Origin of the sequence: Nitrosomonas sp. (assembly GCF_022842015.1) — a bacterium.
GTDB lineage: Bacteria > Pseudomonadota > Gammaproteobacteria > Burkholderiales > Nitrosomonadaceae > Nitrosomonas.
This window is the reverse complement of the sequence record NZ_JALHQJ010000038.1, coordinates 1-24,405: the sequence shown is the minus strand read 5'-3', so window position 1 is coordinate 24,405 and position 24,405 is coordinate 1. Positions and strand designations below refer to the sequence as shown.

The following is a 24,405-nucleotide window of genomic DNA, read 5'->3' as shown; positions in this document are numbered from 1 at the left end:
TGTTTTATATGGAAAAATTACTCAAGCTGCCAATTGTCGACTACCAGTCTGATTCTTAAGTTGTCATAGAACAAATTGATTACGCGGGGGAGCGTTAGGGAACTCAACGGGGCTGGAGTGAAGCTACTATAATGAATATGCCAGCCATCTTGACGGATAGCGATAACTTGATCTCTTCTATCCAAATCCTTTTCTGCAGCTGTAAGTGGCGAATGTTCTCCCTGAATCCAGTACTGTAGGCCATCCAATGGCAAACGCCATCCTAAGATTTCTTCCGTTAGACTCTCCACATCGGTGGCATAGAATGCCTCTAGTTTTGAGGTAATTAAGCGTACTCCTTCATCATCTTTCGTAATTTCTGCGACGGCTTGGCCTAAGGGCGTGAATAGTAAAATTTCATCGCTGGTAGTCAAGTGTTGCCAGCGAAAGCTGCCGGAAAAGCTTTGGTTCTTGTCCTGGATGGATATCCTACCCAGGATATTGAAATCACTAGCGGGAATATTTTGAGCGCTGGCAGCAAGCGGTTCGGTGAAAATAGTCGTTGCAATCGCATCAGATGGTGGTTGGTTCGGTAATGTTCTGCAGCCTGGAGCGAGTAGGATGAAGCAGCTGATCAAAAATCCCAGAATAACATTCATTTGATGAGCATTGATCCGGTTCACCGGTAATTTAGAATTTTCAAATTCAATATAAAAATTAGTCGATTTCAATTCGTTAATTACCAATGTACCAATGCGCAAGAATACTTAGTTATTTATAGTTTTATTGGTTTGGTGATAATCGGGCAGAACAATATTGAGTTCCAGTGTTTCTTGATTCTCGTCTTGTTCAAAATTGACTGATATCGCGTCTTGTTCCACATTAACGTATTTACGGATAACGTCTAAAAGCTCTTTCTGCAATTGCGGCAAATAAGAAGGTTGATGGCGATAAGTACGCTCATGCGCGACAAGAATTTGTAGTCTTTCTTTGGCAAGCGATGCGGTCTTAGGTTTAGATGACCTGAAATAGTCCAGTAAGCTCATTTTCTTCCTCCGAAAAGCCTCCTGAGAAACCCTTGCTTACCATCAATAAATCGATGTGCCAGTTTTTCTCCTAAATAACGCGCGACGACATCGGCATAAGCCTGACCAGCTTCACTTTTTTCGTCCAGGATGACCGGTATACCTGCATTTGATGCGGATAAGACGGATTTTGACTCAGGAATAATGCCTAATAGTTCCAAGGATAAGATTTCCTGCACATCCTCCAAGCTTAGCATTTCACCTAATTTTACTCGGTCGGCATCATACCGGGTTAACAATAAATATTCCTTGATAGGCTCTTCATTTCTTTCAGCGCGGCGTGATTTACTCGACAAAATACCCAACATGCGATCCGAATCCCGGACCGAAGAAATTTCCGGATTGGTAACGACAAAAGCATCGTCGGCAAAATAAAGTGCTAAATTGGCGCCTTTCTCAATGCCCGCGGGGGAATCGCAAACAATGTATCCAAAATCCTTGGATAGCTCATCTAGTACTTTGCCTACGCCTTCGTGTGTCAGCGCGTCTTTATCGCGCGTTTGCGAAGCTGGCAGGATATAGAGAAGATTACAGTTTTTGTCACGAATAAGTGCTTGGTTGAGACTGGCCTCTCCATTGATAACATTAATAAAATCATAAACAACACGACGCTCGCAGCCGAGAATCAAGTCTAGATTTCGCAAGCCTACATCAAAATCAATCACCGCTGTTTTGTGACCTCTTTTCGCCAACCCCATGGCAATTGCTGCGCTTGTTGTTGTTTTGCCAACGCCGCCCTTGCCCGACGTCACGACTATAATTCTTGCCAATTGAGCCTCCTTTGCTATTTGGTTTTAAGCAATCTCTTTAATGATCAATGCGTGATTCTGTAAATATATTTGTACCGGATTGTTGTATGTTTGCTTGTTTAAATCTTCACTGGTTTTATAGTCTCCCGCGATAGAGATAAGCTCTGCTTGCAAATCAAAGCAAAATATTCTGGCGGCTGTATTGCCATGTACACCTGCTAGGGCGCGACCTCGCAAGGTATTATAGACGTGTATGTTGCCCTCGGCCATAATTTCGGCACCCGCACTGACTTGAGATAAGATGATCAAATCCCCGGATGCGTAGATACGCTGCCCGGAGCGAATCGGCTGAGTAACTAATATCGTTGTAGCAGATACGGGTGGAATTGCAGCTGGTTGCACGGGTTCCTTTGGTTCTTTGATTGCGGCTACTTCCGGCTGCGTGAGGGATTGTTGGGTACTTTCCTGTTTTTGCGTCTCACCAATGATGATTGAGTTACCCAGTTCGCGTACCGTGTCGATTGGAAGTGATAGAGCCCGTGCTTGCTTGTTTTGTTGCTCATTACCTCCGCGAATACCGACAGGGAAAAAACCAACTCTTCGCAAAAGCTGCGCGAGCTGAGCAAAATCCAAATCCAGATTCAATTTATTTAACTCACGCAAATCGATCATCAAAGGCGAGTCTTTGAAAAAATCCGGTGCCAGATTAATTTTCTCGTACAGCGTTTGCTCTATTGCAATCATGTCATTCGTATAAAGAATAAGTATAGGTGCAAAAAAGGTGCTGCTTTTAAATTCAAGGGTTGGAGAAGTATTTACCATTTTTTAGAGCGCATTGTAGCACCATGAGGACTATATCAGGATTCATTGTTATGTGATTAATGGCTTTTTTATCATGAAGTTGATTATAAGTTCTATTTATGAGAAAGTTCAGTCGATGACTTTCTTTTTTGTAAGACGTTGTAATGTTTCAAGCAAAATTTCATTATCAGGCTCTTTTTCTAAAGCAGATCGCCAAATATTTATGGCATCGTCCTTAGCACCTTGTACCCAAAGTACTTCACCCAAGTGTGCTGCAATTTCCGCATCTGGGCGGGCAGTAAATGCTAAGTTTAAGTAATTTAAACCCTCCGCTAGATTACCCATGCGGTAGTAGACCCAACCCAAACTATCCATGATATATGGATCCTCTGGAGCAAGCTCAACTGCTTTTCTTATCAGTTTGAGCGCTTCCGGTAATTCAATGCCGCGTTCAGCGAAGCTGTAACCTAGGGCGTTGTAAGCATGAGCATTGTCAGGTTTGAGTTTTATCAGCTTGCGCAAATCCTGTTCGAGAATTTTAAATTTTCCTAGCTTATCGGCGGCCAGTGCACGATCATAAAGCAGTTCAGGATAATCAGGCAGTTTCTTCAGACCTTCGTTAAGCAGATCATATACTTCTTGATATGCTTTTGATCTGCGCAGAATTTGTGCTTCCGCCAGAATCAAATGGGCAGCTTGCTGATCATTGGCGGCCGGAAGTTTTTGTAGGTGTTCGCGCGCTTCTTTCAGATAGCCTTGGGTTGCCAACAAATCTGCGTAGCGTATTTGTGCAGGTAAATAACGCCCCCCGCTTTTTACCATCTGATAGGAGTCCATCGCCATTTCAGGGCGATTCGTTTCCTCATAAATCTGCCCTAAGTGAAAGTGCACAGCATTTGTGTCTTTGTATCCCAGACTCAGTGCTTTTTTAAAACTTGTTTCGGTGACATCAAAGTCACCCATTTCTGTAGCTAAAAGCCCGGCAGCCAGCATGATTTCTGCATCGTCCGGATTTTTATTCATTAACCATTGCAATTGTTCTCGCGCCGTATCAGTTTCATTGCTGATTATTAATACCCGGGTATATGCGATCCGCACTTCATTACTTTCGGGGTATTTTTTTAGATAGTCGCGATAAAATTGAGCCGCATCGTTAGTTGAGATGCGCTGTAATATTCGTCCGTTATGAATTGCGGCGATCTCCCAATCTGGACGCAGTGCCAGTGCGCTTTGCATTTCTTCGGATGCCAGTTGATGCTGATTGGCAAACCAAGCTGCCTGAGAAATGGCAAAATGAACTTCAGGGAGATTTTTGTAGGGTTGAGATAGTTGTTGTATTAACAGCAACGTTGCTGCTTTATCTGAATTCCGTGATAGCAATTGGTTAAGTTGCATAAATGCATTGCCTAACCCATCTTTTTCCGAAGCCAGTAATTTTTCAAGATGAGGTTGAGCGGCATCCAATTTGCCAAGATTGACCAATAATGCTGCAATAGTTTGGCGGGCATCCACTGAATCCGGCTCAAGCTGAATCCACATTGTTGCCGCTTGTTCGGCAGCAAAAGAGTTGCCTGCGTGCAGGGCAATTTCTGTTGCACGCTTAGCAATCCGAGGATCGCGCGTGGTTTTGGCCAGCTTGACATATCGGTTTACCGCAATATCCAGACTGCCGCGCTGTAATGCTGTTTCACCGATCAGGAAATCAAATAAGATTGGTGCGGTCAGTTCTTGCTTGGGTAAATTAGCTTGACTACTGTCTTCCTGCTCATTGGGTTCCCCCATGCTTTCTATTTCCTTGTTTGCGGGTATCTGCGCGCAGGCAGTCAGTCCAGATAACAATAACACACATAGAAGTTTAAATTTCATGAGAAATCCGATTGATTTTCAAAATAAGATAAATCGTGCAGCCTGTTCATTTTCATGGCTCATAATTAGATCCACAAACCTTAGTTTATTATTGCTTCTTCAGTTGCGTCTCGGATTCATTGCTCGATCGTTTTTAGCATAATGCGCATATTCTACTTTTTTACTTGCCATAAAGTGAATGAATCATTATTTAGCATAAGTTGTATCGAATGTCATCACGAAAAATAAGAATGAGATAGTACGCAAGGAATTATTGATGAATTTATGTTTAGGAGATACTGAGAACGACATTAAATCATGAAAGTTCATAATTGTACCGGCTTACACTAAAATTCAAGCATACTACTGCATGAATTTTATCCATTGTTATTTCCAATCTTGACACTCTTGAATAATTCTTACGTTAAATTAATTATTGTCTATTTGTTGGGTGCGTTGACTGTGCTTGGTTTTGCACCTTTTTATCTGTTTCCGGTTCCGGTGATTACGCTCGCTGTATTGTTCGGTTATTGTCACAATAGCCCATCCCCGATCAAAAGCGCAACACTAGGGTTTTGTTTTGGTATGGGACTGTTCAGTGCTGGCGTCACATGGATTTATGTCAGTTTGCACGATTTTGGTGCAATGCCGATGCCCATCGCGATTGTTGCATTGATTATACTCTGCGCTTATCTGTCGCTCTTCCCCGCTTCTGGGCTGTGGTTGTTGGCTAAACTTCGTTTGACTTCATCATTTCTCTGGGCCGCACTGGCTGCCGCACTGTGGATATCGTTTGAATGGCTGCGCGGTACTTTGTTTACCGGCTTTCCATGGTTGTTGATGGGCTACTCACAAGCGCCTTTCAGTCCCTTGGCAGGCTTTGCACCGATCGTCGGTGTATACGGTATCTCAATGATCGTGGTATTCAGCGCTGCTTTGCTTTTTTTCTGGGTTGATAAAGGGATCAGGCAATGGCGTTACGGGTTGCCTTTGCTGCTGATTTGGTACGGCGGATATGGTTTACAGGCAATTGACTGGGTGAAACCGCAAGGTGAGCCGGTTACGGTGAGCTTGTTGCAAGGTAATATCGCCCAGGATCTGAAATGGCGCGAAGACTACTTGCAAAATACGATGGAAACGTATGCCCGGCTGATCCTGGAAAGTGACAGCCGCCTGATTGTAACACCGGAAATTTCTATTCCACTGTTCAGCGATGTCGTGCCGAAGCCCTATTTGTCGCATCTGGCTGCGCATGCTAAAAACAACAATGGCGATGTATTGATCGGACTGGCCGAGCGTGACGCTCATAATGCTAACGAATATTACAATACCATGTTCAGTTTTGGTTCCGCACCGGAACAAAGTTACCGCAAACATCATCTAGTGCCGTTCGGTGAGTTTATTCCATTAAAGCCCATATTCGGATGGGTTATCGATGTATTGCAAATACCCTTATCGGATTTTTCGCGCGGTAGCCTGGATCAACAGCCGATGAACCTAGCAGGTCAGCGTGTTGCGATCAATATCTGCTACGAAGATGTTTTTGGTGAAGAAATCATTAATCAGTTGCCACAAGCTACAATGCTGGTTAATGTCAGTAATGATGCCTGGTTTGGGCGCTCGATTGGGCCGCAGCAGCATTTGCAGATTTCGCAAATGCGCGCGTTGGAAACCGGGCGCTACATGTTGCGAGCCACCAACACTGGCGTAACCGCGATCATCGACGAGCGCGGCAGGGTATTGCAAACCATTGAAATTTTTACCACTGCGGCGTTGCACGGATTAGCGCAAGGTTTTACCGGGGCCACGCCCTATGTGCGGATGGGAAATTATCCGGTACTTGGACTTGCCGGCTTGTTAATATGCATTGGATTGCTATCCGCGTTTCGCACCGCGCGAAAAACCCGGTAAAATCCGCATTACTTCATTTGAGGGTGGTTTAATCCAGATTTTTCATGTCAACACTTACTTTCCAGGAAATCATCCTGACCTTGCAGCGGTATTGGGATAAGCAAGGATGCGCCATCTTGCAACCCTACGATATGGAAGTGGGCGCGGGAACCAGCCATACTGCTACTTTTCTGCGTGCCATTGGCCCTGAACCGTGGAAATCGGCATACGTGCAACCAGCGCGTCGACCCAAAGATGGGCGCTATGGCGATAATCCGAATCGCTTGCAACATTATTATCAATTTCAGGTAGTGCTCAAACCGGCACCGAAGAATATTCTGGATTTATATTTCGATTCGCTGCGCGAACTGGGGTTTGATTTGACGCAAAACGACGTGCGGCTGGTTGAAGATGATTGGGAAAACCCCACGCTGGGCGCCTGGGGTTTAGGCTGGGAAGTTTGGCTCAATGGCATGGAAGTGACGCAATTCACCTATTTCCAGCAGGTTGGCGGTATTGATTGCAAGCCGGCTACCGGTGAAGTTACCTATGGATTGGAGCGGCTTGCGATGTATTTGCAAGGCGTGGAAAGCGTGTTTGACCTAAACTGGACCCAGGGATTGACTTACCACGATGTGTATCATCAGAATGAAGTGGAGCAATCAATCTATAACTTTGAACAGAGTGATACCGAGTTTTTGTTTTTGGCATTCGGCAGGCACGAAGCGCAAGCCAATCATCTTATCGAAAAGCAATTGGCACTGCCTGCTTACGAGCAAGTGTTGAAAGCCGCGCATACGTTCAATCTGCTGGATGCGCGCGGCGCTATTTCGGTGACTGAGCGTGCCGCGTATATCGGGCGTATTCGCAATCTGTCACGGCAAGTTGCCAAGGCATATTACGATAGCCGCGCAAGCCTGAATCCTCCTTTCCCGATGGCACCACGCGAATGGGTCGCGCAAATGCCGGATATAGTGAAGTCTGCATGATGGCCCAGAATCTGCTCGTTGAATTATTGGTGGAAGAGTTGCCACCCAAATCGCTGAAACAGCTGGGTCACAGTTTTGCGCAATTATTAACGACCAGCCTGGAAGTGCAAGGGCTGATAACCCAAGATGCGACCGCCACCTCCTATGCAACCCCGAGGAGACTGGCAGTGCATATCAGCAACGTGGCTGCGCAAGCTGCCGATAAAGCGGTTACTCAAAAACTAATGCCGGTGGCTGTCGGCCTGGATGCGCAGGGACATCCAACACCGCCACTATTGAAAAAACTGGCAAGCTTTGGCGTGGATGCTACAGTCGTGCCACAGCTCAAGCGCGCGCTGGATGGTAAAACCGAAACGCTATTTCTGGACAACATCGTCAAAGGTACGTCGTTGACCGATGGCTTGCAAAAAGCGTTGCAGGAAACGATCAGTCAATTACCGATTCCCAAGGTAATGACGTATCAATTAGCGGATGGCTGGAGCAGCGTCAACTTTGTGCGCCCAGCGCATGCATTGGTCGCGTTGCATGGCGCAGATATTCTCCCCGTCAATATTCTGGGTTTGCAAGCCGGACGCGAGACACAAGGGCATCGTTTTGAGGCGAGAGTCAATCCCATCATATTGCACAATGCCGACAGTTATGTGCAGCAATTAATTACCGAAGGCGCGGTCGTTGTGAGTTTTGCTGAACGCCGCACTGAAATCGTTCGTCAGCTTGCTTTAGCTGCCACAAAGGAAAACCTTACCCCGATTGACGATGATGCTTTGCTGGACGAAGTGACCGCATTGGTCGAGCATCCTAATGTACTGGTTTGCAAATTCGAAGCTGAATTCCTGCAAGTGCCGCAGGAATGTCTGATTCTGACCATGAAAGCGAACCAGAAGTACTTCCCGCTGCTCGATGCGCAGGAAAAATTGGCCAACAAGTTCCTGCTGGTTTCCAATATTCGCCCTACTGATCCAACGCAAGTGATCGCTGGAAATGAACGTGTGGTGCGTTCGCGTTTAGCCGATGCCAAGTTTTTCTTTGACCAGGATCGTAAAAAAACACTGGCTTCGCGTGTACCGGAATTGGATAAGGTGGTTTACCACAACAAGCTGGGTACACAAAAATGGCGTATGAACATTGTTCGCAACATCGCAACCATGATCGGCGCGCAATTGGGTGGAGATACTCTGGGCGATCAGGTTTTTGAAGCTGCTGCGTTAGCCAAGGGGGATCTGCTGACCGATATGGTGGGCGAGTTTCCAGAGTTGCAGGGTATTATGGGGCGATATTACGCACAGCATGAAGGTTTAAGCGACGATATTGCCTTTGCTATTGAAGATCATTACAAGCCACGTTTTTCCGGGGATACGCTACCGCGTAACTTGGTGGGTGTCTGCTTAGCGCTGGCGGACAAACTGGAAACCTTGGTGAATATGTTTGGTATCGGTGAAATTCCAACCGGTGATAAAGACCCTTTTGCATTGCGCCGCCATGCACTTGGAGTTATAAGAATTTTAATCGAGAAAAACTTACCGCTTCAACTGAATGAGTTGATCGATCTGGTAAAAAATGAAATTTATGATTCTCTAGGACTTGGTATAAGTGAAAGTACGCCTGATTTACGTGATTTACAAGTATTCGTTTACGAGCGTCTCGCAAGCAATTTGCGCGAGCAAGGCTACATCGCACAGGAAATCGATGCTGTGCTCAGCTTGAATCCGCAGAATCTGACCGATATTCCCAGGCGTCTTGCCGCCGTTCGCGCTTTTGCAGCATTGCCCGAAGCCATCAGCCTGGCAGCAGCCAATAAGCGGGTGGGCAATATCCTCAAGAAATCGGAAGGTAGCATCCACGATGAGGTGAATATCGAGTTATTACCAGAAGAGGCAGAGCTGGCACTCCATCAAACATTGACAACCCTATTGCCGGAAACAGAAAAAGCTTTTGCAGCAGGTGATTATATCGCTTTGCTGCAAACTCTTGCCAAGCTCAAATCACCGATTGATGCTTTTTTCGATCAAGTGATGGTGAATGTAGAAGATGAGTCGCTGCGTAATAACCGGCTTGCCTTATTGAAACAACTTCAGCAGACCATGAATCGTGTAGCCGATCTTTCAAAGTTGGCGGTTAGTTAGCATGAAACTAATCATCCTCGACCAAACGGGTGTAATAAACCAATGCAGTGATACCTTTATCAAAACGCCGGAAGAATGGATTCCCATTCCAGGCAGCCTGGAAGCAATCGGCCGATTGACGCATTCCGGTTATCGTGTAGTCATTGCCACCAATCAATCGAGCATTGGTCGCGGCTTGATCGATATGACGACTTACAACGCCATTAATGACAAAATGTACAAGGCAATTCATCATGTCGGCGGGCGCATTGATGCGATATTTTTTTGCCCGCATACGGATGCGGACAAATGCACCTGCCGTAAACCGGCGACCGGTTTGTTTGATGAAATTATGCAACGTTACGGTGTCAATTTGAGAAATGTTCCGGTTGTCGGTGATTCATTAAAGGATCTGCAAGCCGCCGCGGCTGTCGGTGCGATTCCAATCCTGGTGTTGACCGGGCATGGACAAGTAACGCGCACTGATGGTGAAATCCCCGCTAATGCACAGATTTTTGAGAATCTGGCTGCGGTGGCCCATACACTGATTGAAAATACATGATACTGACCCTTCTTCGTTCAACACTGTATATGTTGCTGCAAATCATCATTACGCCGCCGTATGCTTTGCTGACGCTGGCCTGTTTTCCGTTGTCGCCGCATAACCGGTATCGGGTTACTTCCAGTTGGACCTTCATCATGCTGTTTTTGCTGCGCAATCTGTGCGGTATTCGTTATCAGATCATCGGTGCGGAAAATATCCCAAAAACTCCAAGTATCGTATTGTCCAAACATCAATCTGCCTGGGAGACATTAGCTTTCCAGAAAATTTTTCCGCCACAAGTGTGGGTGCTGAAAAAGGAATTATTACGCATCCCGTTTTTTGGCTGGGGTTTGGCTATGACCAGCCCCATCGCGATCGACCGGAGCGCCAAGAAGAAAGCATTGGAACAGATCGTCGAACAGGGCAAAGACCGGTTAAAACAAGGATTCTGGATTGTGATCTTTCCGGAGGGTACGCGTATTCCGCCTGGTCAACGTGGCAAATATCGTATCGGTGGCGCATGGCTGGCAACGCATACAAACACGCTGGTAGTGCCGGTCGCACACAATGCCGGTGAGCTGTGGGGGAGAAATTCTTTTATCAAACACCCCGGCACCATCACTGTCAGTATCGGCAGGCCAATTGATCCTGCTGGCATGGAACCCGGCGAATTGAATGCGCAGGTGGAGGCCTGGATTGAGTTTGAAATGTTGCGCATTAGCCAGAAAAATCAGCAGAAAGCATAAGAGTGTTCATTCAGACCGTTTTAAATGGCCGGGAAATTACTTACACCCTTAAACATTGTAGGCGCAAATCCATTGGTTTAAGAATTGATCATCAGGGTTTACGTATTAGCGTGCCACTGCAAACTGCGCTTCCTCAAGTCGAAACTATCTTGCGGGAAAAAGCAGGCTGGATCACGAAGAAACTGGAGCAATGGAAAAACAAAAAAAGCCTTGTCATGTCATGGACGCGGGATGCGATCTATCCGTTACTGGGTGAACCGTGGCATATCGCGCAGAAATCATCGGGCGAAATTGAAATGGCGCGGTATTTTGCCAATGAAACTGCAATTGTGGCAATCTCAGAGCAATCCTTGCTGCAATTCAATCCTCAGCACATTGAGGAATTCGTCATGACCTGGTACAGCCAGCAAGCTATCGTTTGCTTTCAGCAGCGTATTGCGATCTATGCGCAGGCACTTAATGTACGTGTCCCGCCATTCCGTTTGTCGTGTGCTAAAACCCGCTGGGGTAGTTGCAACAACCGTGGCCTTATACATCTGAATTGGCGCTTGATCCAAATGCCACTGCATTTGGTTGATTATGTCGTGGTGCATGAGTTGTCACATTTGATGGAGATGAATCACTCAGCGAGATTCTGGAAGTTGGTAGGGAGTATTTACTTAGATTATCAGACGGCTCGTAAAGAACTCAAAGACTATGGTTGACCCTTGTTCTTGTTAGGGCAAGCCGTGACAGGTCTTATAACTGGCATTTGTATCCAATTTTCAATCTGTGTTAACTAGAAAAAAATGTATTAATGATAAGATTTTGATGCATTGAATTGCCCGTTGAGCTGTGTTGCGGCACAAATTGATTTTAGCGTTACGCTAGAAATAGAAGGGAGAAATTTTATGTGTCAATGTAGCGATACCCAAGCGCAATCAATTCGGGAGCAAATTAGGCATGAAGAGTTGATGATTTATAACCGGATTCATTGGATGCTGACTTTCCAGGGATTCTTGTTTGCCTCATTGGCAATCATATCAAATACCAATGCAGATGCGCATATCCGCTCGGTTCTGCTTAATACAATTCCTTTGCTTGGTGCCACGGCTGGTTTGTTAGCATTTATTGGTATTGTTGGTGCTTATATGCACATGCATGAGATTCGTCGCCCTTTAATTAAAGCTGCGGAAAATATCGGAAAAGATTTTGGTGCGGCAGGCATGGCGAGATGGATGGGGCGAGCAAATTCCGGACTACTACCGGTCATCCTCATTTTTGCTTGGATAAAATTATATTTCGAGTTGACGTAACTCATGCATTTGCATTTAACACAGCAGATTGGAATGGTGAGAGGAATTCTATCGCCCGCTTAAAGCTAGCTAGGGCGAAATTTCGTTGTACCCAATAAGCCAAAGCCACTCAAGGTAACATAAGATTTTTCTAAAATGAATTAGAATAAGAACGACATTAAGAACTATTATCATTTATTATCAATGATTTGCTGTTGTATTTTTGTTGTGTGACTCTTATAATGCAGAGTTGTTTGAATCAAACAACAGGTCGCTCCTGTCTGACTGCTCCGTTGAGTTGTTTAAAACAGTGAAAATAGGGGCTACCTGCAATCTGATACATAATCGAAGGAGCATTCTTATGAAAGGCAATACTAAAATTATTGATATCCTGAATAAACTCCTTGCCGGTGAACTGACGGCGATGGATCAATATTTCACGCATTCACGGATGTATGAGGATTGGGGATTTAGTAAGCTCTATGAACGGATTGATCATGAAATGGATGATGAAAAGCAGCATGCAGATCATCTGATCAAACGGATTTTGTTTCTCGAGGGCACGCCTGCTGTGGGCAATCGCAGCCCGCTGAAAATTGGCATTAGCGTTCCGGAAATGCTGCAAAACGATTTGGATCTAGAGCGGTCTGTGATGACTTCATTGCGAAATGCCATTGTTGCTTGTGAGCAGGAGCAGGATTATCAGACTCGGGAAATTCTTGTTGCAATGCTGGCGGAAACCGAGGAAGACCATGCGTACTGGCTGGAAAAACAATTGGGGCTGATTGGAAAAATAGGATTACAGAACTACTTGCAGTCGCAGATGTGACAATTAACCAAGCGTATGCATCTGAGTATGCGGCATGGTAACATCTTGCTATGCTCATTCATTTCCAAGCTTGATGATTTCCCCGGCTCGTTCTTTGTTTTTCAGTTGGCGCGATAATAATCATAATGCGCGCCAACTGAATTCTTCCCGCCAGTTTTCAAAAATTCAGCGTGACACTTAGTGTTATTCCGCTTAATTCAAGCTGTTCATATCCTCTTGATATTTAGCCTTACATTGCTCACTTTTGCCACCTAAATCCAGCATACCGGTGGTTCTCATGCATTCATTATATTCAAATAAAATATCATTCTTTTTTTGTGCAGTATCTAAAGAAGCTGAAAGCTGATTCACTTGTTTGACAACATTCTTTAAACCGGTATCCGACGCGGCACTCAAGCTTTCAATTTTTTCTTTGGTCGCATCCAGCCTAAGCAGAGATTCCTCATTGATTTTTTTGGCTTGCGCAGCAAAGGCGTGGTTGGCTCGAGCGGAATAGTTTCTTAATTCATCCACATTTTGTTGCGTGATGCCCGCCAATTTCGTTTGGTAATTATTAAGCTCATCCTGAACAAAAGTATTGATGGCTTCTTTAAAACCCTCCAATGAACCATCAATCTCTTCCTTGAATCCTTGCATTTTCATTTCAACCAGGACTTTAACGTCTTCGTCCAGTTTCTTCACAATCGTATCCGAAATTTTCTCTACCGGTGGGCGCGAATCGATGATTTCGGTTTTTGCGTCGGTTAAGCTGGATTTGAGTTCATTCGCAAGCAACTTCTGCTTGTCGTCAATTTGCTCGAGCGCGTTTTTTTCATTCTCTGCAACCAGCCAGGAAATTAGTATCAGCTCTTTTTTCTTTTGCTCATTTAAACCATGGATCATTTCATCTAAAAAACTCGCAGTGGCTTCTTTATCCGCAATGCTTTTCATATGCGCCAAATTGGCGGAATCCAATAAGTTCTGCAAATTACCTTGAATCTGACTGATATTAGCATCCGCCCGGGTTAATATCAGCGATTGGCGGTAGAATTCATAGGGCAAATAAACCAAAGCCAGGGTGGCGCATATCACGGAAGCGATAGTTTTCCACCCCTTATGTTGGATATAAAAACTCAACCCAAGAAATACTAATATTAAAGTGAAAACAGGCATTAAAATTTGTGCTATTTCCAGCCAACCTCTTTCTATCAGCGTTTCAATCGAAACAAATTTCAACATCGTGGTAATAAACTCGTTCATCCGTGACTCCCCATATGACGAAAACATGCATTTAAACGTAACAGCTTTTTCAATGCCGATAATTTATCATGGTATAGCCGGTTGATTGTATAAACTTTAGTTTTTGGTGCAAACAGCGCTTGAGGAGCATGACATGATGAATCTTAGATTTCAGCGAATAAGGAAATAACGTGCAAACTGCTTATATCGGTCATCCGGATTGTCTCAAACATGACATGGGCATGGGACACCCGGAATGCCCGCAGCGCTTGACTGCGATCGAAAATGAACTGCAAGCTACTGGTTTGCTGGCGCAACTGCAATGTTATGAAGCGCCGTTGGCAACAACGGATCAATTGGCGCGCGTACATGCCTTGGGTTATATCGAAAGCATCCGACAAGCTGCTCCGACCGCTGGATTGATTGCTCTGGATGCGGATACCGCGATGAATCCATTTACGCTTAGCGCCGCATTGCGCGCAGCCGGAGCAGTTGTGCTGGCGGCTGAGCTGGTCTTGATGGGCACAGTGAATAATGCGTTTTGCGCTACTCGCCCACCCGGTCATCACGCGGAGTCAGACCGCGCCATGGGGTTTTGCCTGTTTAATAATGTCGCAGTCGGGGTGGCACACGCAATCAGACAGCATCAGTTGCAACGCGTTGCAATTCTGGATTTTGACGTACACCACGGCAACGGCAGCGAAGAAATTTTTCACGATAATCCGCACGTCATGCTGTGTTCCACATTTCAGCACCCTTTTTATCCTTACAGTGGTGCCAATAGCGGAAATGATCGCATAATCAACGTGCCGCTTAGGCGCGATGCCGATGGCGCAGTTTTTCGTCAGGTGGTGAACGAGCATTGGTTGCCGGAACTGGACCGATTCAAGCCCGAAATGATTTTTGTCTCCGCCGGTTTTGACGCGCACCGGGATGATGACATGTCGCAGGTGCATTTTAGCGATGACGATTATGTCTGGATCACGCAGCAGATCAGGGCGATTGCGGAGCAATATTCACAGGACCGGATTGTGTCCGTGCTGGAGGGGGGGTATGAACTGCGTTCGTTGGCTCGCTGCGTAGCGGCGCATGTACGCGTGTTGCATGCGCAAGAAATATAGGGCGGGTAGTGCTCTATCGTGTATTCCGTCATTCAGATTAATTTTTTGAGCATTTTATGAACAAGAACGCATTGTCAGCGGTTCTCGACTATCACGAAGCCAGCAAGCACCGCTTGGATCGATACGCGCCAGGCCCCGGTGGCTTGGATTGGGCCAATCAACCGAATCCGTTCCGTCGCTATCCAGGCACTTACATTTGTGAATTACCGTTACGCAGAAGTCCGTTACAGATTTCGTTTGCCGAGGTTCGCTGCGGCCAGCGGGGAACGCCGGTCGCAATTAATCTGAACGGATTGGCGACGTTGCTGGAGTTGAGTCTTGGCTTGTCGGCATGGAAAGAACAGGGTGACTCGCGCTGGGCGTTACGCTGCAACCCCTCCAGTGGCAATCTGCATCCTACGGAATGCTATGTGCTCACTGCCGCATGCGACGGCCTTCGCGCCGGCGTACACCACTACGTGAGTCACGATCACAGCCTGGAACACCGCGCCGAAGCGGATGCCACTTGGGGAAGCGAACTCACCGGCGGCTTCGTGTTGATCCTTACCTCGATTCACTGGCGCGAAGCCTGGAAATATGGTCTGCGCGCTTTCCGCTACTGTCAACACGATTGCGGCCACGCCATTGCGGCAGTCAGTTATGCCGCCGCTGCGCTGGGCTGGAATGCGCAACTGTTGGAAAGCTGGAGCGATACTTCTCTCGCCGTACTAACAGGCGTTGCGCGCAGCAGTGATTTTGCCGAACACGAAAACGAAGCCGTCGATGTCGCATTGTGGATCGGTTGCGGCAATCTTCCCAAACATTTGGATTCGCCGCAGACAGCGGCAGCGCTTACCAATGGTTTGCGTTTTATCGGGCAAGCCAACCACTTAAGTGCCCGATATGTTCCTTGGAGCGGAATCGATGCCGTGCACCGTGCAACGGAGCGCCCTGTTCTTCCCGCTGCCGCGTTGGTTCCGCCAATATCATGGCCCCCGTTAGCAGCGATTGATTCTTCGCAAGATGCAGATGCTTTGATTCGTCAACGCCGCAGCGCGGTTGATTTCGATGGAGTCACCAGTATGCCGATGGAACACTGGTTCGCATTGCTTGATACGCTGCTGCCCCGCCCCGAGCTACCGCCCTGGAAATCCTGGCAGCGCCCGGCGCACATTCATCCGGTGTTGTTCGTGCATCGCATTAACGGGGTAACTCCCGGCATCTACCTACTGGTGCGGGACCCATCCGCCGAAGCCAGATTACGCCAGGCAATCCGTGCGGACGCTGAATGGGCAACCGTACCTGATGCACCCGAGCATCTTGGTTTGTTTCGATTATTTGTCGCCGATGCTCGGGATACAGCGCGACAGATCAGTTGCCATCAAAACATCGCCGCCGATAGCTGCTTTTCGCTTGGCATGCTGACCGAATTCAAAGCCGTATTGAACGAAGGCACCTGGCATTACCGCGAACTGTTCCACGAAGCAGGCCTGCTGGGGCAAGTGCTGTACCTGGAAGTCGAAGCTGCAGGACTACGTGGCACCGGCATCGGCTGCTATTTCGATGATGCTTTACACCAGATGCTGGGCTTATTCAGCCATGATTGGCAGTCGCTGTATCATTTCACTGTCGGCGGGCCGTTGGACGACTCGCGCTTGCGCACATTGCCGCCTTATGCGCATCTAGTTGGGCGACGGGTTTGTTGATTGATATGATGGATACAATCTTGTCGCTGCATCGTTAGGTTTTCTTTACTTCAGCTTCCTTTTTGTTTAATCACATCTCCACATAGGTTAAGAAATGCAAAAATACTCTGTAAATCAGCACCTCATCGAAACAATTTTAGCTTGGGTAAACTCAGGGGAGATTGCAATTCCAGAAATTCAAAGACCTTTTGTTTGGGATAGTTCAAAAGTTCGCGATCTTATGGATAGCTTGTATCAAGGTTATCCAGTTGGTTACATCATTGCCTGGAGAAATCCAAATGTAAGACTGAGAGATGGGAGTTTAAGCGAAGGCAAAAAAATCCTCATTGATGGGCAGCAACGAGTAACAGCATTGACAGCAGCCTTACTCGGGCAGTATGTAATTAACAAAACTTATGAGCGAGTGAAAATCAAAATTGCCTTTAATCCAATAGAAGAGCGCTTTGAAGTTCAGAACCCTGCAATCCTTAAAGATAAAACATGGCTACACGATATTTCAGAAGTAATCAATGGTAGCGTGCTTAAAGTAGTTCGAGAGTTTTTAAAGCTTAATCCAGAAGTAAACGAAGACCAGATTGAAAAAACCATCACCAATCTCGTAAATATTCCGAAAAAGCAAATCGGACTTATTGAATTATCTCCCGACTTGGAAATTGACACAGTCACAGAAATTTTTATCCGTATAAACTCCAAAGGAGTCGTTCTAAGCCAAGCAGATTTTGCAATGAGCAAAATTGCAGCCGACACAGAGCATGGCGGAAACGAATTGAGAAAAGCCATTGACTACTTCTGCCACCTTGCTATTGCTCCCGATTTTTTCAAGCATATAGTTGATAACGACAAAGAGTTTACAAAAACAGATTTCTTTCAAAAAATGCAATGGCTTAGAACTGAAAACGAAGACCTTTACGATCCTGATTACAACGATCTTATTCGTGTTGCATTTACGTCGCAGTTCAACAGAGGGAGACTGTCGGATCTGGTAAGTTTACTTTCAGGCAGGAACTTTGAGACAAGAACATTTGAAGCTGAAATTGCGAAACAATCATCTGCCATACTTAAAAACGGAGTTTCAAACTTTATCAACGAAACGAACTTCAAACGATTTTTAATGACGGTTAAATCTGCGGGTTTTATTTCCCCAAAATTAATCCGTTCGCAGAATGCCTTAAATTTTGCATACATTGTTTATCTAAAACTCAGAGACCTTGATGTTGATTCTGTTGCAATTGAGAGCTATGTAAGACGCTGGTTAGTTTATTCTATTTTGACAGGTCGTTATTCTGGATCACCTGAGAGTAGTTTTGATTTTGATATTAAACAGATTTCACATAAGCCATTTGATGAAATCTTAAAAGAAAGAGAAGAAGCAGAGCTTTCAGAAGCTTACTGGAATGCTTCACTTCCTCAAAGTTTGGATACATCAGTTGCAAGCAGCCCATATTTTCATGTGTTTCTTGCCTCACAAGTCAAAGCTCATGACAAAGGGTTTTTATCAAGAGACATTCTAGTAAGTGATTTGATTTCACTACGTGGAGATATTCATCATTTATTCCCGAAAGACTACCTGAAAAGAAATGGGCTCGACCGAAGCAGATATAACCAAATTGCTAACTATGTCTATATGCAATCAGAAATAAACATCAAGGTTGGCAATAAGCCACCCAAAGATTACTTTGAATTGATAAGAATCCAAATGCAGGAGAATCATAAACAAGTTACAGGGTTATCAACAGAACAGGATCTTTTAAACAATTTAAAGATGAATTGCGTTCCGACAGAATTAATGGCAATGGGCATAGATGACTATCAAGACTTCCTAGCCTTACGGCGTAAACTTATGTGCCTAAAAATTAGGGATTACTATCATTCACTATAACGCGAATAATTTAATGGTTTTGTTCGGCACAATCTACCATCATCTTCGTGTGATATAACTCCCTAATGGTCAAAGCAGTGTTCACACATTACGCCCTGGCAACTCAATCTCCATGCGTTTTAGCAGCGACAGGAATCGTACCCAACCGGACGCCAACCGTTGCAATTTCTCGCGCCGGATGATGTCGTTTGCCACAATATTGCACAGTCGGTAGGCATAGATATCTCGAAAAGTAGCCTCATCGATCAGATGCTGTGCCAGCATCACTTCGCAGTGTTCAAAAAGACCCATGTAAGCTTCCAGGCTGGCCCATTCCTCCGGGGTTTCCGGTCCTTTTTCGTCAGCCCATGCTCCACCCGGTCGTAACTGGCGATGCACTTCATCATGACGCGCGAACCGGTCACGTAGGTCGAGCCAGAACCGTGCACGATTTGTTTTCATGTTGATGTGCGTGTTAATAGCCGTGAACACGAGGGATGTTGCAGCAATCAGAACGCCGAGAATGGTTATCAAGTCTTTAGATTCTAGAATGTTCATTGGTTACCCTCTTAAGGTATTCAAAAACAATATGTAAGGGAGGTCAGATTGAATAACAATTTCTCTTATCGCGTGACTTACATGTTTGATCAAACTTCAGTAATGATTTCCTGTAATTCCTGAAACAGCAACCGGAAGCTTTTGGGTGGTTTGTCAGCAGCTTTTTCTTTATGCGCATTACGGATTAGCAATCTCAGACGTTGCAAATCGGCAGCTGGATATTGCTGCGCAAATTCGGTGAGTGTGTGCTCTTCGCTCAGCAAACGTTCGCGCCAGCGTTCCAACTGGTGCAACCGTGCAGTTTGGTGTACCGATACCTGACGCCAGGAATCGAGCTTTTGCTGGATCGGTAGCGCGTCCACATCGCGCATCAAACGGCCAATATATTGTAGTTGGCGGCGACGCGCGCCGTGTTTTTGTATGCTCCTGGCCTGCTGAATTGCATCCTTCAGAATTTCCGGTAAATCAAATTCGGTCAGTTTCTTGGAGTCCAGTTCTACCAGCTGTTCGCCGATTTCCTGCAATGCATGCATATCCTTTTTGCGCTGTGTTTTGCTCGGCGCGGTATCTTGTTCGATCTCGTTTTCCAATTCTTTTTGCACGGTAACCTGTGTGATGCAGTGTCAATAAGCTGTTATCATAGCGCTTTATTTCACTTGAAATTCGCTAATATTTTCTTCCATAGTGCAAGACATGAATAATTTAACCGTTTCTGAGACTCGATTCTCATATCCTATCAGCACCCTGCAGCAAATTAGCCAAGATATTCTGGTACAAGCAAAAAAAGGTGGCGCGACCGCTTGTGAAACCGATGTTTCCGATGGTTTTGGCCAAACCGTTACAGTGCGCCAGAGCGCGGTGGAAACGATTGAATACAATCGTGACAAGGGATTGTCCGTAACCGTCTATATCGGGCAAAAGCGTGGTCATGCCAGCACCTCCGATTTTTCGTCGCAAGCCATCAGTGATACGGTTGCAGCTGCGCTGTCGATCGCGCGTTATACCGCGGACGATGATTGTGCCGGATTGGCGGAAGCAGAATTACTCGCCAAAGACTATCCAAGCTTAGATTTGTATTTCCCCTGGCAAATCTCGGTTGAAGAAGCCATTGAGCTGGCGAAAACCTGTGAACAAGCGGCTTATGCCACAGATAATCGCATTACCAATTCTGAAGGTGCATCAATTTCCGTCAGTGAATCACAATTCATCTATGCCAATAGTCTGGGTTTCGTCGGGGGATACCCGCTCTCGCGTCACAGCATCAGTTGCGCCATGATCGCCGAACAAGGTGGCAGCAAGCAACGCGATTACTGGTATAGCATCGCGCGCGATGCTATGGATCTGGAAACGGTAGAAAGCATCGGGCAGAAAGCGGGCAAGCGCAGCGCGGCGCGCTTGGGGGCAAGAAAGATCGATACCTGTGAAGTGCCGGTATTGTTTGAGGCACCGATTGCTTCCAGTCTGATCGGCCACTTTGCTTCTGCCGTGAGCGGGGGCAATTTATATCGCCAATCTTCTTTCCTGCTGAAGTGTATGAATCAACAGGTTTTTGCACCAAATATTCAGATACTTGAATTGCCACATATGCACAAAGGGTTGGCTAGCAGTGCATTTGACGATGATGGCGTAGCCACGGTTGAGCGCAATGTAGTGGAAAATGGTGTCGTGCAAGGTTATTTCTTGAGCAGTTATTCGGCGCGGAAACTGGGCATGCGCACTACCGGCAATGCAGGAGGTACGCATAATCTGATCATGAGAGACGGCACTGCGCTAGGCTTTGATGCTTTGCTGCAAAAAATGGGTACCGGCTTAATGGTTACAGAGTTACTCGGACATGGCATCAATGCGGTTACCGGGGATTACTCACGTGGGGCATCTGGTTTCTGGGTTGAAAACGGTGCAATCAGCCATCCGGTTGAAGAAATCACCATCGCGGGTAATTTGAAAAACATGTTTCAGGGAATTCTGGCAATCGGCGATGATGTCATTGTGCGTGGATCAAAACAGTGCGGCTCGGTTCTGATCGATCGCATGACGGTGGCGGGCGGTTGAAGCAGTTTAATCTTACCAGAGACACATGTTTCGTGTGAGGTCGTGGAATAAAGCAACCAAACAAGCGGTGTGTGATCGTGGCTGTCGCGGATTTGCAATCTATCTCTATGCTATCGATTCTATCGCTATCCAATGAGACGTACAGTCTTGGTGTTCATATATCACTGTCGGATCGCTTGTCCCCGGGCTTTCGGCGCATAACTTATCTGTTTTCTCATAACTTTCTCTTCACAAGGAATTGAATCTTCAGTGAATCCAGGAAGCTCAAGATGATGTATTCAAAAAGTTTAATATCACATCTCTCACTGCTTTAGAGCAATAATTTGACCGACTTGGAAAGCGCAATAGCTTAAAACCTGCGGTTATACATGCTTTTTCCACAAAACTGCTTCTGGCACGCGCTTCGCGCTGTATATGGTTTCTATCGTCCAAGACGATAACAGCCATTACTGTGAGTGTATGCTTTTCGCACAGAATGTAATCAAAATGCTTGGGAGGAATTCGATATATCGCAGTGTTACAATTTTGTATAGTAAAAATCTCATCCGGCGTAAGCACATCATTAATTCGTACCTTCGCAAATATTTCATAATCTTTTGATAGATATTCTTTTAATGCCAGAAAAAAAGAATGCTCGGTGCTTGAAAGTATCTCCTCGAGAGATTCATATTTAAAATGCTTAGATTTGCGACGAAATCTAAATAATGTAAATGTTTTAGAAAAAATTGTAATTATGCTCATAACTTATCACTAGTTATACAAGAAATAAGTAAGGCTATCGGCACGCAACAAAGTACTTTAAAGACCTTTGGAGAAATAGTGTATCAATTGAGAAGATCCGGTCATGTCACTCGCATTTGCTTTGTCCATATTTCAGCAGAGATGAACTGTTACAAATTAGTCTTAAAGCTTCCAAATATAATTACGTAATTTAGGGGGGGTTAGAAGTTATACTTTAATCTATCTTGCCCTAATTTTTATTGTGGAGAGTTTATGAAAAAAAATATAGCATCAATAGTATGCACAGTATTTCTGCTTATAACGGGAGTACAGTCCGCACTGGCTGAAAGTGTGGCTGTGAAAGGCAATTCTATTTTTATTCTTGATAACAGTGTAGCCGGCTCTCAGATGGTCGTAAAAAACCTTCCCGATGGTGCTGCGAATTCATGTCTTATTGATGCGGGATTAAACCTTCTTGGCTTAAGCGCAGATACTACTGCAACTGACATCGTACTCAAAAATAGCACTGCTGTTATTACTACGTATAATAATGTCAACTTGGTGACTGACGTAAAGTTAGTAGATGTTACCAGTTGTTCAATTACTGATACAGTTGATCTCAGTGAATGTTATGCTTCTTACCAAAATGGACAATTAACCATACCTTGTCTCAAATATGGAAATGATGTGATTTCAGTCGAACTCGGACAACGTGGCAATTCCATGAATTTTGAATTTGAGTCTTACAAACCTGGCAAAAGACATGATCGAGGCGATGATTAATTTGCTACCTACAGTTGTTTCAGAATCCCAGATCTACGCCATGTTGCTAGCTGATTAGGAATAATCGGACTTACAAAAAAACTACCGTGTAATTCAGACCAATATTTAATTAAGAGTGGGAACGAAATTCCCGCTCTTTTTTTCATGAGGGGTAAAGTGAATTTGTGCCTTAGCTCTACAGATTCAATTCTCTGTTCCTTAGAGTAAAAAGTGATTGAGGGTACGGAGTGCTTGTGTCCCATCGCTTGCTCTTTCATAGTAAAAATACCCGTGCTAGGCAGTACAAATATACTAAAAAAACAAGTACTAATTTCCCATTGCGGATAACCATGACCATAGATATTATTGATACCCAAGAGAAATTGAAAGTCACCCAGATCCAGACTATAAAATCTTTTAAAGCCAGAAGCAAGTAAGAGAAAGAACAATTAAGCAATTAAATAAACCTTTTAAGGAGTAATTAAAATGATTTTGCGTAAATTAACGGCATCGATGATGATAGCTGGTTTTCTCTTCTGTGGAAGCGCTGCTCAGGCAGCAACTTATCATTTTGGGCAGTTGTTAGCCGGTAATGGGCCGACAAATCCATATTTTGCAGATTTAGAAATTACTGACAATGGGAGTGGAAGTTGGACATTTACCCTTTCAGCTTTAGATTTAAATACTGTTTTTGGTTCTAAATCATTTATTGGATCCATGGCTATTGATGGAATGAAGCCAACTTCTATTTTAACCGATGCGGGTGGAGGTGTAACTAAGGTTAATCTGCAAAATGGCGGAGGGCCAACAGGCATATATGATTTTAGATACGATATGATCAATCCAAAAAATGATAAGCTGACTGGACTTGAGTCGGTTACTTGGCATGTTGGTGGCCTAGGATCTACTGCACTTCCTGGCTACAATGGCGAATTGGCATTGCATGTGCAAGGTATAGGTAGTAATGGCGATTCTGCTTGGTATGTTGCAACCTCACCAGTTCCAGAACCAGAAACCTACGCAATGTTGTTGGTTGGTCTAGGTTTAATCGGATTTATGACGCACCGGAAAAAAGGATCAGCAGCATAACTTAGATTCTTATTTATTCTAGGTCGGGAGCTCAGGTTCCCGTTTTTATTTGTCGAATAAAAATTGCGATTTGCTATTGAATTCCTGACGGACATGCAAAATTTTCGAGCATTGTCATAAATTCTCGACTTAATTTTATCTCCACATTACATTTCTCTGCTGCTGCTGCGAGCAGACTGATTAAAGGCGGAGCTCTATTTGCTAGACTTGCCGATGGTTCATTTTTGTTATCTTCATCTTCATTCTCGTCCTGAGCCGGAGATGATGCTTTTTCCGCATTTATGGCCGATTTTAATCGGTCAAGCGCCATAGGAATATCAGTAGCCATAATAGCGCCGGGCACTGTTTTGCTATGTTCCATCATCTCAAGCATGATAAGTGCTACGTCTCTAAAGGCTATGTAACAATTAATTATTGAATTGTTTGTCCAACGTGCATTGAGATATAGAGGTGTGCACAATGAAATCAACGGAATTCAAAGCATGGATGGAATTGATTGAACGCATGAG

General features: G+C 45.1%; 24 protein-coding genes. 14 read left to right on the top strand and 10 right to left on the bottom strand.

The features are described 5' to 3' along the window. Nucleotides 1-17: 17 nt before the first annotated feature. From lolB to Q0C11_RS08670, 5 genes are all read right to left on the bottom strand, one after another. Nucleotides 18-638: a lipoprotein insertase outer membrane protein LolB gene (gene lolB / locus Q0C11_RS08690; RefSeq protein ID WP_293007161.1), complete on the bottom strand. Its 621-nt coding sequence runs from the start codon at nt 636-638 to the stop codon at nt 18-20. Between the two features lie 108 nt (nt 639-746). Beyond that, entirely contained in the window at nt 747-1,025 is a 279-nt protein-coding gene (gene minE / locus Q0C11_RS08685) for a cell division topological specificity factor MinE (protein ID WP_293007160.1), read from the bottom strand. Beyond that, nucleotides 1,022-1,834: a septum site-determining protein MinD gene (gene minD, locus Q0C11_RS08680; protein ID WP_293007159.1), complete on the bottom strand. Its 813-nt coding sequence runs from the start codon at nt 1,832-1,834 to the stop codon at nt 1,022-1,024. Before minD ends, minE begins: the two co-directional genes overlap by 4 nt. Nucleotides 1,835-1,858: 24 nt before the next feature. After that, nucleotides 1,859-2,635, bottom strand: a complete 777-nt coding sequence (minC, locus tag Q0C11_RS08675; protein ID WP_293007158.1) for a septum site-determining protein MinC — start codon at nt 2,633-2,635, stop codon at nt 1,859-1,861. Between the two features lie 108 nt (nt 2,636-2,743). Further along, a complete protein-coding gene (locus Q0C11_RS08670) occupies nt 2,744-4,480 on the bottom strand; it encodes a tetratricopeptide repeat protein (protein WP_293007157.1) in 1,737 nt (578 codons plus the stop codon). Nucleotides 4,481-4,858: 378 nt separating this feature from the next. Between Q0C11_RS08670 and lnt the strand changes: the two genes are divergently transcribed. The 8 genes from lnt to bfr all read left to right on the top strand — a co-directional run bounded on the left by lnt (nt 4,859) and on the right by bfr (nt 12,833). After that, nucleotides 4,859-6,370, top strand: a complete 1,512-nt coding sequence (gene lnt / locus Q0C11_RS08665) for an apolipoprotein N-acyltransferase (RefSeq protein WP_293007170.1) — start codon at nt 4,859-4,861, stop codon at nt 6,368-6,370. Nucleotides 6,371-6,414: 44 nt separating this feature from the next. Next, on the top strand, nt 6,415-7,338 hold the full coding sequence (gene glyQ / locus Q0C11_RS08660) for a glycine--tRNA ligase subunit alpha (protein ID WP_293007156.1): 924 nt from the start codon (nt 6,415-6,417) through the stop codon (nt 7,336-7,338). Further along, a complete protein-coding gene (glyS, locus tag Q0C11_RS08655; protein WP_293007169.1) occupies nt 7,335-9,461 on the top strand; it encodes a glycine--tRNA ligase subunit beta in 2,127 nt (708 codons plus the stop codon). Before glyQ ends, glyS begins: the two co-directional genes overlap by 4 nt. A 1-nt stretch (nt 9,462) precedes the next feature. Beyond that, nucleotides 9,463-10,002, top strand: a complete 540-nt coding sequence (gene gmhB, locus Q0C11_RS08650) for a D-glycero-beta-D-manno-heptose 1,7-bisphosphate 7-phosphatase (protein WP_293007155.1) — start codon at nt 9,463-9,465, stop codon at nt 10,000-10,002. Continuing rightward, nucleotides 9,999-10,730 (top strand): 1-acyl-sn-glycerol-3-phosphate acyltransferase, encoded by a 732-nt coding sequence (locus Q0C11_RS08645; protein ID WP_293007154.1) that lies wholly within the window; start codon nt 9,999-10,001, stop codon nt 10,728-10,730. The genes gmhB and Q0C11_RS08645 overlap by 4 nt, the downstream gene beginning before the upstream one ends. Before the next feature lie 2 nt (nt 10,731-10,732). Further along, nucleotides 10,733-11,434: a M48 family metallopeptidase gene (locus Q0C11_RS08640; RefSeq protein WP_293007153.1), complete on the top strand. Its 702-nt coding sequence runs from the start codon at nt 10,733-10,735 to the stop codon at nt 11,432-11,434. 186 nt (nt 11,435-11,620) lie between these two features. Continuing rightward, nucleotides 11,621-12,025 carry a hypothetical protein gene (locus tag Q0C11_RS08635; RefSeq protein WP_293007152.1) on the top strand — a complete coding sequence of 135 codons (405 nt, stop codon included), beginning with the start codon at nt 11,621-11,623 and terminating at the stop codon, nt 12,023-12,025. Nucleotides 12,026-12,365: 340 nt separating this feature from the next. Then, entirely contained in the window at nt 12,366-12,833 is a 468-nt protein-coding gene (bfr, locus tag Q0C11_RS08630) for a bacterioferritin (protein WP_293007151.1), read from the top strand. A 192-nt stretch (nt 12,834-13,025) separates the two neighbouring features. Here bfr and Q0C11_RS08625 read toward each other — a convergent pair whose 3' ends face one another. Beyond that, on the bottom strand, nt 13,026-14,072 hold the full coding sequence (locus Q0C11_RS08625) for a hypothetical protein (RefSeq protein WP_293007150.1): 1,047 nt from the start codon (nt 14,070-14,072) through the stop codon (nt 13,026-13,028). Nucleotides 14,073-14,242: 170 nt separating this feature from the next. Between Q0C11_RS08625 and Q0C11_RS08620 the strand changes: the two genes are divergently transcribed. The 3 genes from Q0C11_RS08620 to Q0C11_RS08610 all read left to right on the top strand — a co-directional run bounded on the left by Q0C11_RS08620 (nt 14,243) and on the right by Q0C11_RS08610 (nt 18,736). After that, a complete protein-coding gene (locus Q0C11_RS08620) occupies nt 14,243-15,172 on the top strand; it encodes a histone deacetylase family protein (RefSeq protein ID WP_293007149.1) in 930 nt (309 codons plus the stop codon). 56 nt (nt 15,173-15,228) lie between these two features. After that, nucleotides 15,229-16,857: a SagB/ThcOx family dehydrogenase gene (locus tag Q0C11_RS08615; protein ID WP_293007148.1), complete on the top strand. Its 1,629-nt coding sequence runs from the start codon at nt 15,229-15,231 to the stop codon at nt 16,855-16,857. A 94-nt stretch (nt 16,858-16,951) separates the two neighbouring features. Beyond that, nucleotides 16,952-18,736, top strand: coding sequence for a DUF262 domain-containing protein (locus Q0C11_RS08610; RefSeq protein WP_293007147.1), 1,785 nt, complete (start codon nt 16,952-16,954; stop codon nt 18,734-18,736). 81 nt (nt 18,737-18,817) lie between these two features. On the opposite strand, the gene Q0C11_RS08605 is transcribed toward Q0C11_RS08610, so the two are convergent. Together Q0C11_RS08605 and yjgA are read right to left on the bottom strand one after the other, a co-directional pair. Further along, nucleotides 18,818-19,273: a hypothetical protein gene (locus Q0C11_RS08605; RefSeq protein WP_293007146.1), complete on the bottom strand. Its 456-nt coding sequence runs from the start codon at nt 19,271-19,273 to the stop codon at nt 18,818-18,820. Between the two features lie 89 nt (nt 19,274-19,362). Continuing rightward, the gene (gene yjgA / locus Q0C11_RS08600; RefSeq protein ID WP_293007145.1) at nt 19,363-19,875 is read right to left on the bottom strand and encodes a ribosome biogenesis factor YjgA; all 513 of its coding nucleotides are present in this window, start codon (nt 19,873-19,875) and stop codon (nt 19,363-19,365) included. A gap of 91 nt (nt 19,876-19,966) precedes the next feature. Here yjgA and pmbA point away from each other — a divergent pair, with 91 nt between their 5' ends. Beyond that, on the top strand, nt 19,967-21,325 hold the full coding sequence (gene pmbA, locus Q0C11_RS08595; protein ID WP_293007144.1) for a metalloprotease PmbA: 1,359 nt from the start codon (nt 19,967-19,969) through the stop codon (nt 21,323-21,325). Nucleotides 21,326-21,589: 264 nt separating this feature from the next. Here the strand turns inward: pmbA and Q0C11_RS08590 are convergent, their stop codons facing one another. After that, the gene (locus Q0C11_RS08590) at nt 21,590-22,066 is read right to left on the bottom strand and encodes a DUF2726 domain-containing protein (RefSeq protein ID WP_293007143.1); all 477 of its coding nucleotides are present in this window, start codon (nt 22,064-22,066) and stop codon (nt 21,590-21,592) included. 252 nt (nt 22,067-22,318) lie between these two features. On the opposite strand from Q0C11_RS08590, the gene Q0C11_RS08585 reads away from it, so the two are divergent. Together Q0C11_RS08585 and Q0C11_RS08580 are read left to right on the top strand one after the other, a co-directional pair. Further along, nucleotides 22,319-22,828, top strand: coding sequence for a hypothetical protein (locus Q0C11_RS08585; protein ID WP_293007142.1), 510 nt, complete (start codon nt 22,319-22,321; stop codon nt 22,826-22,828). Nucleotides 22,829-23,293: 465 nt separating this feature from the next. Continuing rightward, entirely contained in the window at nt 23,294-23,896 is a 603-nt protein-coding gene (locus Q0C11_RS08580; protein ID WP_293007141.1) for a PEP-CTERM sorting domain-containing protein, read from the top strand. 73 nt (nt 23,897-23,969) lie between these two features. On the opposite strand, the gene Q0C11_RS08575 is transcribed toward Q0C11_RS08580, so the two are convergent. Next, nucleotides 23,970-24,356: a DUF1840 domain-containing protein gene (locus Q0C11_RS08575; RefSeq protein ID WP_367273743.1), complete on the bottom strand. Its 387-nt coding sequence runs from the start codon at nt 24,354-24,356 to the stop codon at nt 23,970-23,972. Nucleotides 24,357-24,405 lie beyond the last annotated feature (49 nt).

What these genes read in the sequence shown, in the direction of transcription:
- bfr (WP_293007151.1), top strand. Translation starts at nt 12,366, where the DNA reads ATGAAAGGCAATACTAAAATTATTGATATCCTGAATAAACTCCTTGCC.
- Q0C11_RS08590 (WP_293007143.1), bottom strand. Translation starts at nt 22,066, where the DNA reads ATGAGCATAATTACAATTTTTTCTAAAACATTTACATTATTTAGATTT.
- Q0C11_RS08670 (WP_293007157.1), bottom strand. Translation starts at nt 4,480, where the DNA reads ATGAAATTTAAACTTCTATGTGTGTTATTGTTATCTGGACTGACTGCC.
- minC (WP_293007158.1), bottom strand. Translation starts at nt 2,635, where the DNA reads ATGGTAAATACTTCTCCAACCCTTGAATTTAAAAGCAGCACCTTTTTT.
- gmhB (WP_293007155.1), top strand. Translation starts at nt 9,463, where the DNA reads ATGAAACTAATCATCCTCGACCAAACGGGTGTAATAAACCAATGCAGT.
- pmbA (WP_293007144.1), top strand. Translation starts at nt 19,967, where the DNA reads ATGAATAATTTAACCGTTTCTGAGACTCGATTCTCATATCCTATCAGC.
- minE (WP_293007160.1), bottom strand. Translation starts at nt 1,025, where the DNA reads ATGAGCTTACTGGACTATTTCAGGTCATCTAAACCTAAGACCGCATCG.
- Q0C11_RS08580 (WP_293007141.1), top strand. Translation starts at nt 23,294, where the DNA reads ATGATTTTGCGTAAATTAACGGCATCGATGATGATAGCTGGTTTTCTC.
- Q0C11_RS08635 (WP_293007152.1), top strand. Translation starts at nt 11,621, where the DNA reads ATGTGTCAATGTAGCGATACCCAAGCGCAATCAATTCGGGAGCAAATT.
- Q0C11_RS08615 (WP_293007148.1), top strand. Translation starts at nt 15,229, where the DNA reads ATGAACAAGAACGCATTGTCAGCGGTTCTCGACTATCACGAAGCCAGC.
- glyQ (WP_293007156.1), top strand. Translation starts at nt 6,415, where the DNA reads ATGTCAACACTTACTTTCCAGGAAATCATCCTGACCTTGCAGCGGTAT.
- Q0C11_RS08645 (WP_293007154.1), top strand. Translation starts at nt 9,999, where the DNA reads ATGATACTGACCCTTCTTCGTTCAACACTGTATATGTTGCTGCAAATC.
- Q0C11_RS08585 (WP_293007142.1), top strand. Translation starts at nt 22,319, where the DNA reads ATGAAAAAAAATATAGCATCAATAGTATGCACAGTATTTCTGCTTATA.
- Q0C11_RS08610 (WP_293007147.1), top strand. Translation starts at nt 16,952, where the DNA reads ATGCAAAAATACTCTGTAAATCAGCACCTCATCGAAACAATTTTAGCT.
- glyS (WP_293007169.1), top strand. Translation starts at nt 7,335, where the DNA reads ATGATGGCCCAGAATCTGCTCGTTGAATTATTGGTGGAAGAGTTGCCA.
- lolB (WP_293007161.1), bottom strand. Translation starts at nt 638, where the DNA reads ATGAATGTTATTCTGGGATTTTTGATCAGCTGCTTCATCCTACTCGCT.
- Q0C11_RS08625 (WP_293007150.1), bottom strand. Translation starts at nt 14,072, where the DNA reads ATGAACGAGTTTATTACCACGATGTTGAAATTTGTTTCGATTGAAACG.
- Q0C11_RS08605 (WP_293007146.1), bottom strand. Translation starts at nt 19,273, where the DNA reads ATGAACATTCTAGAATCTAAAGACTTGATAACCATTCTCGGCGTTCTG.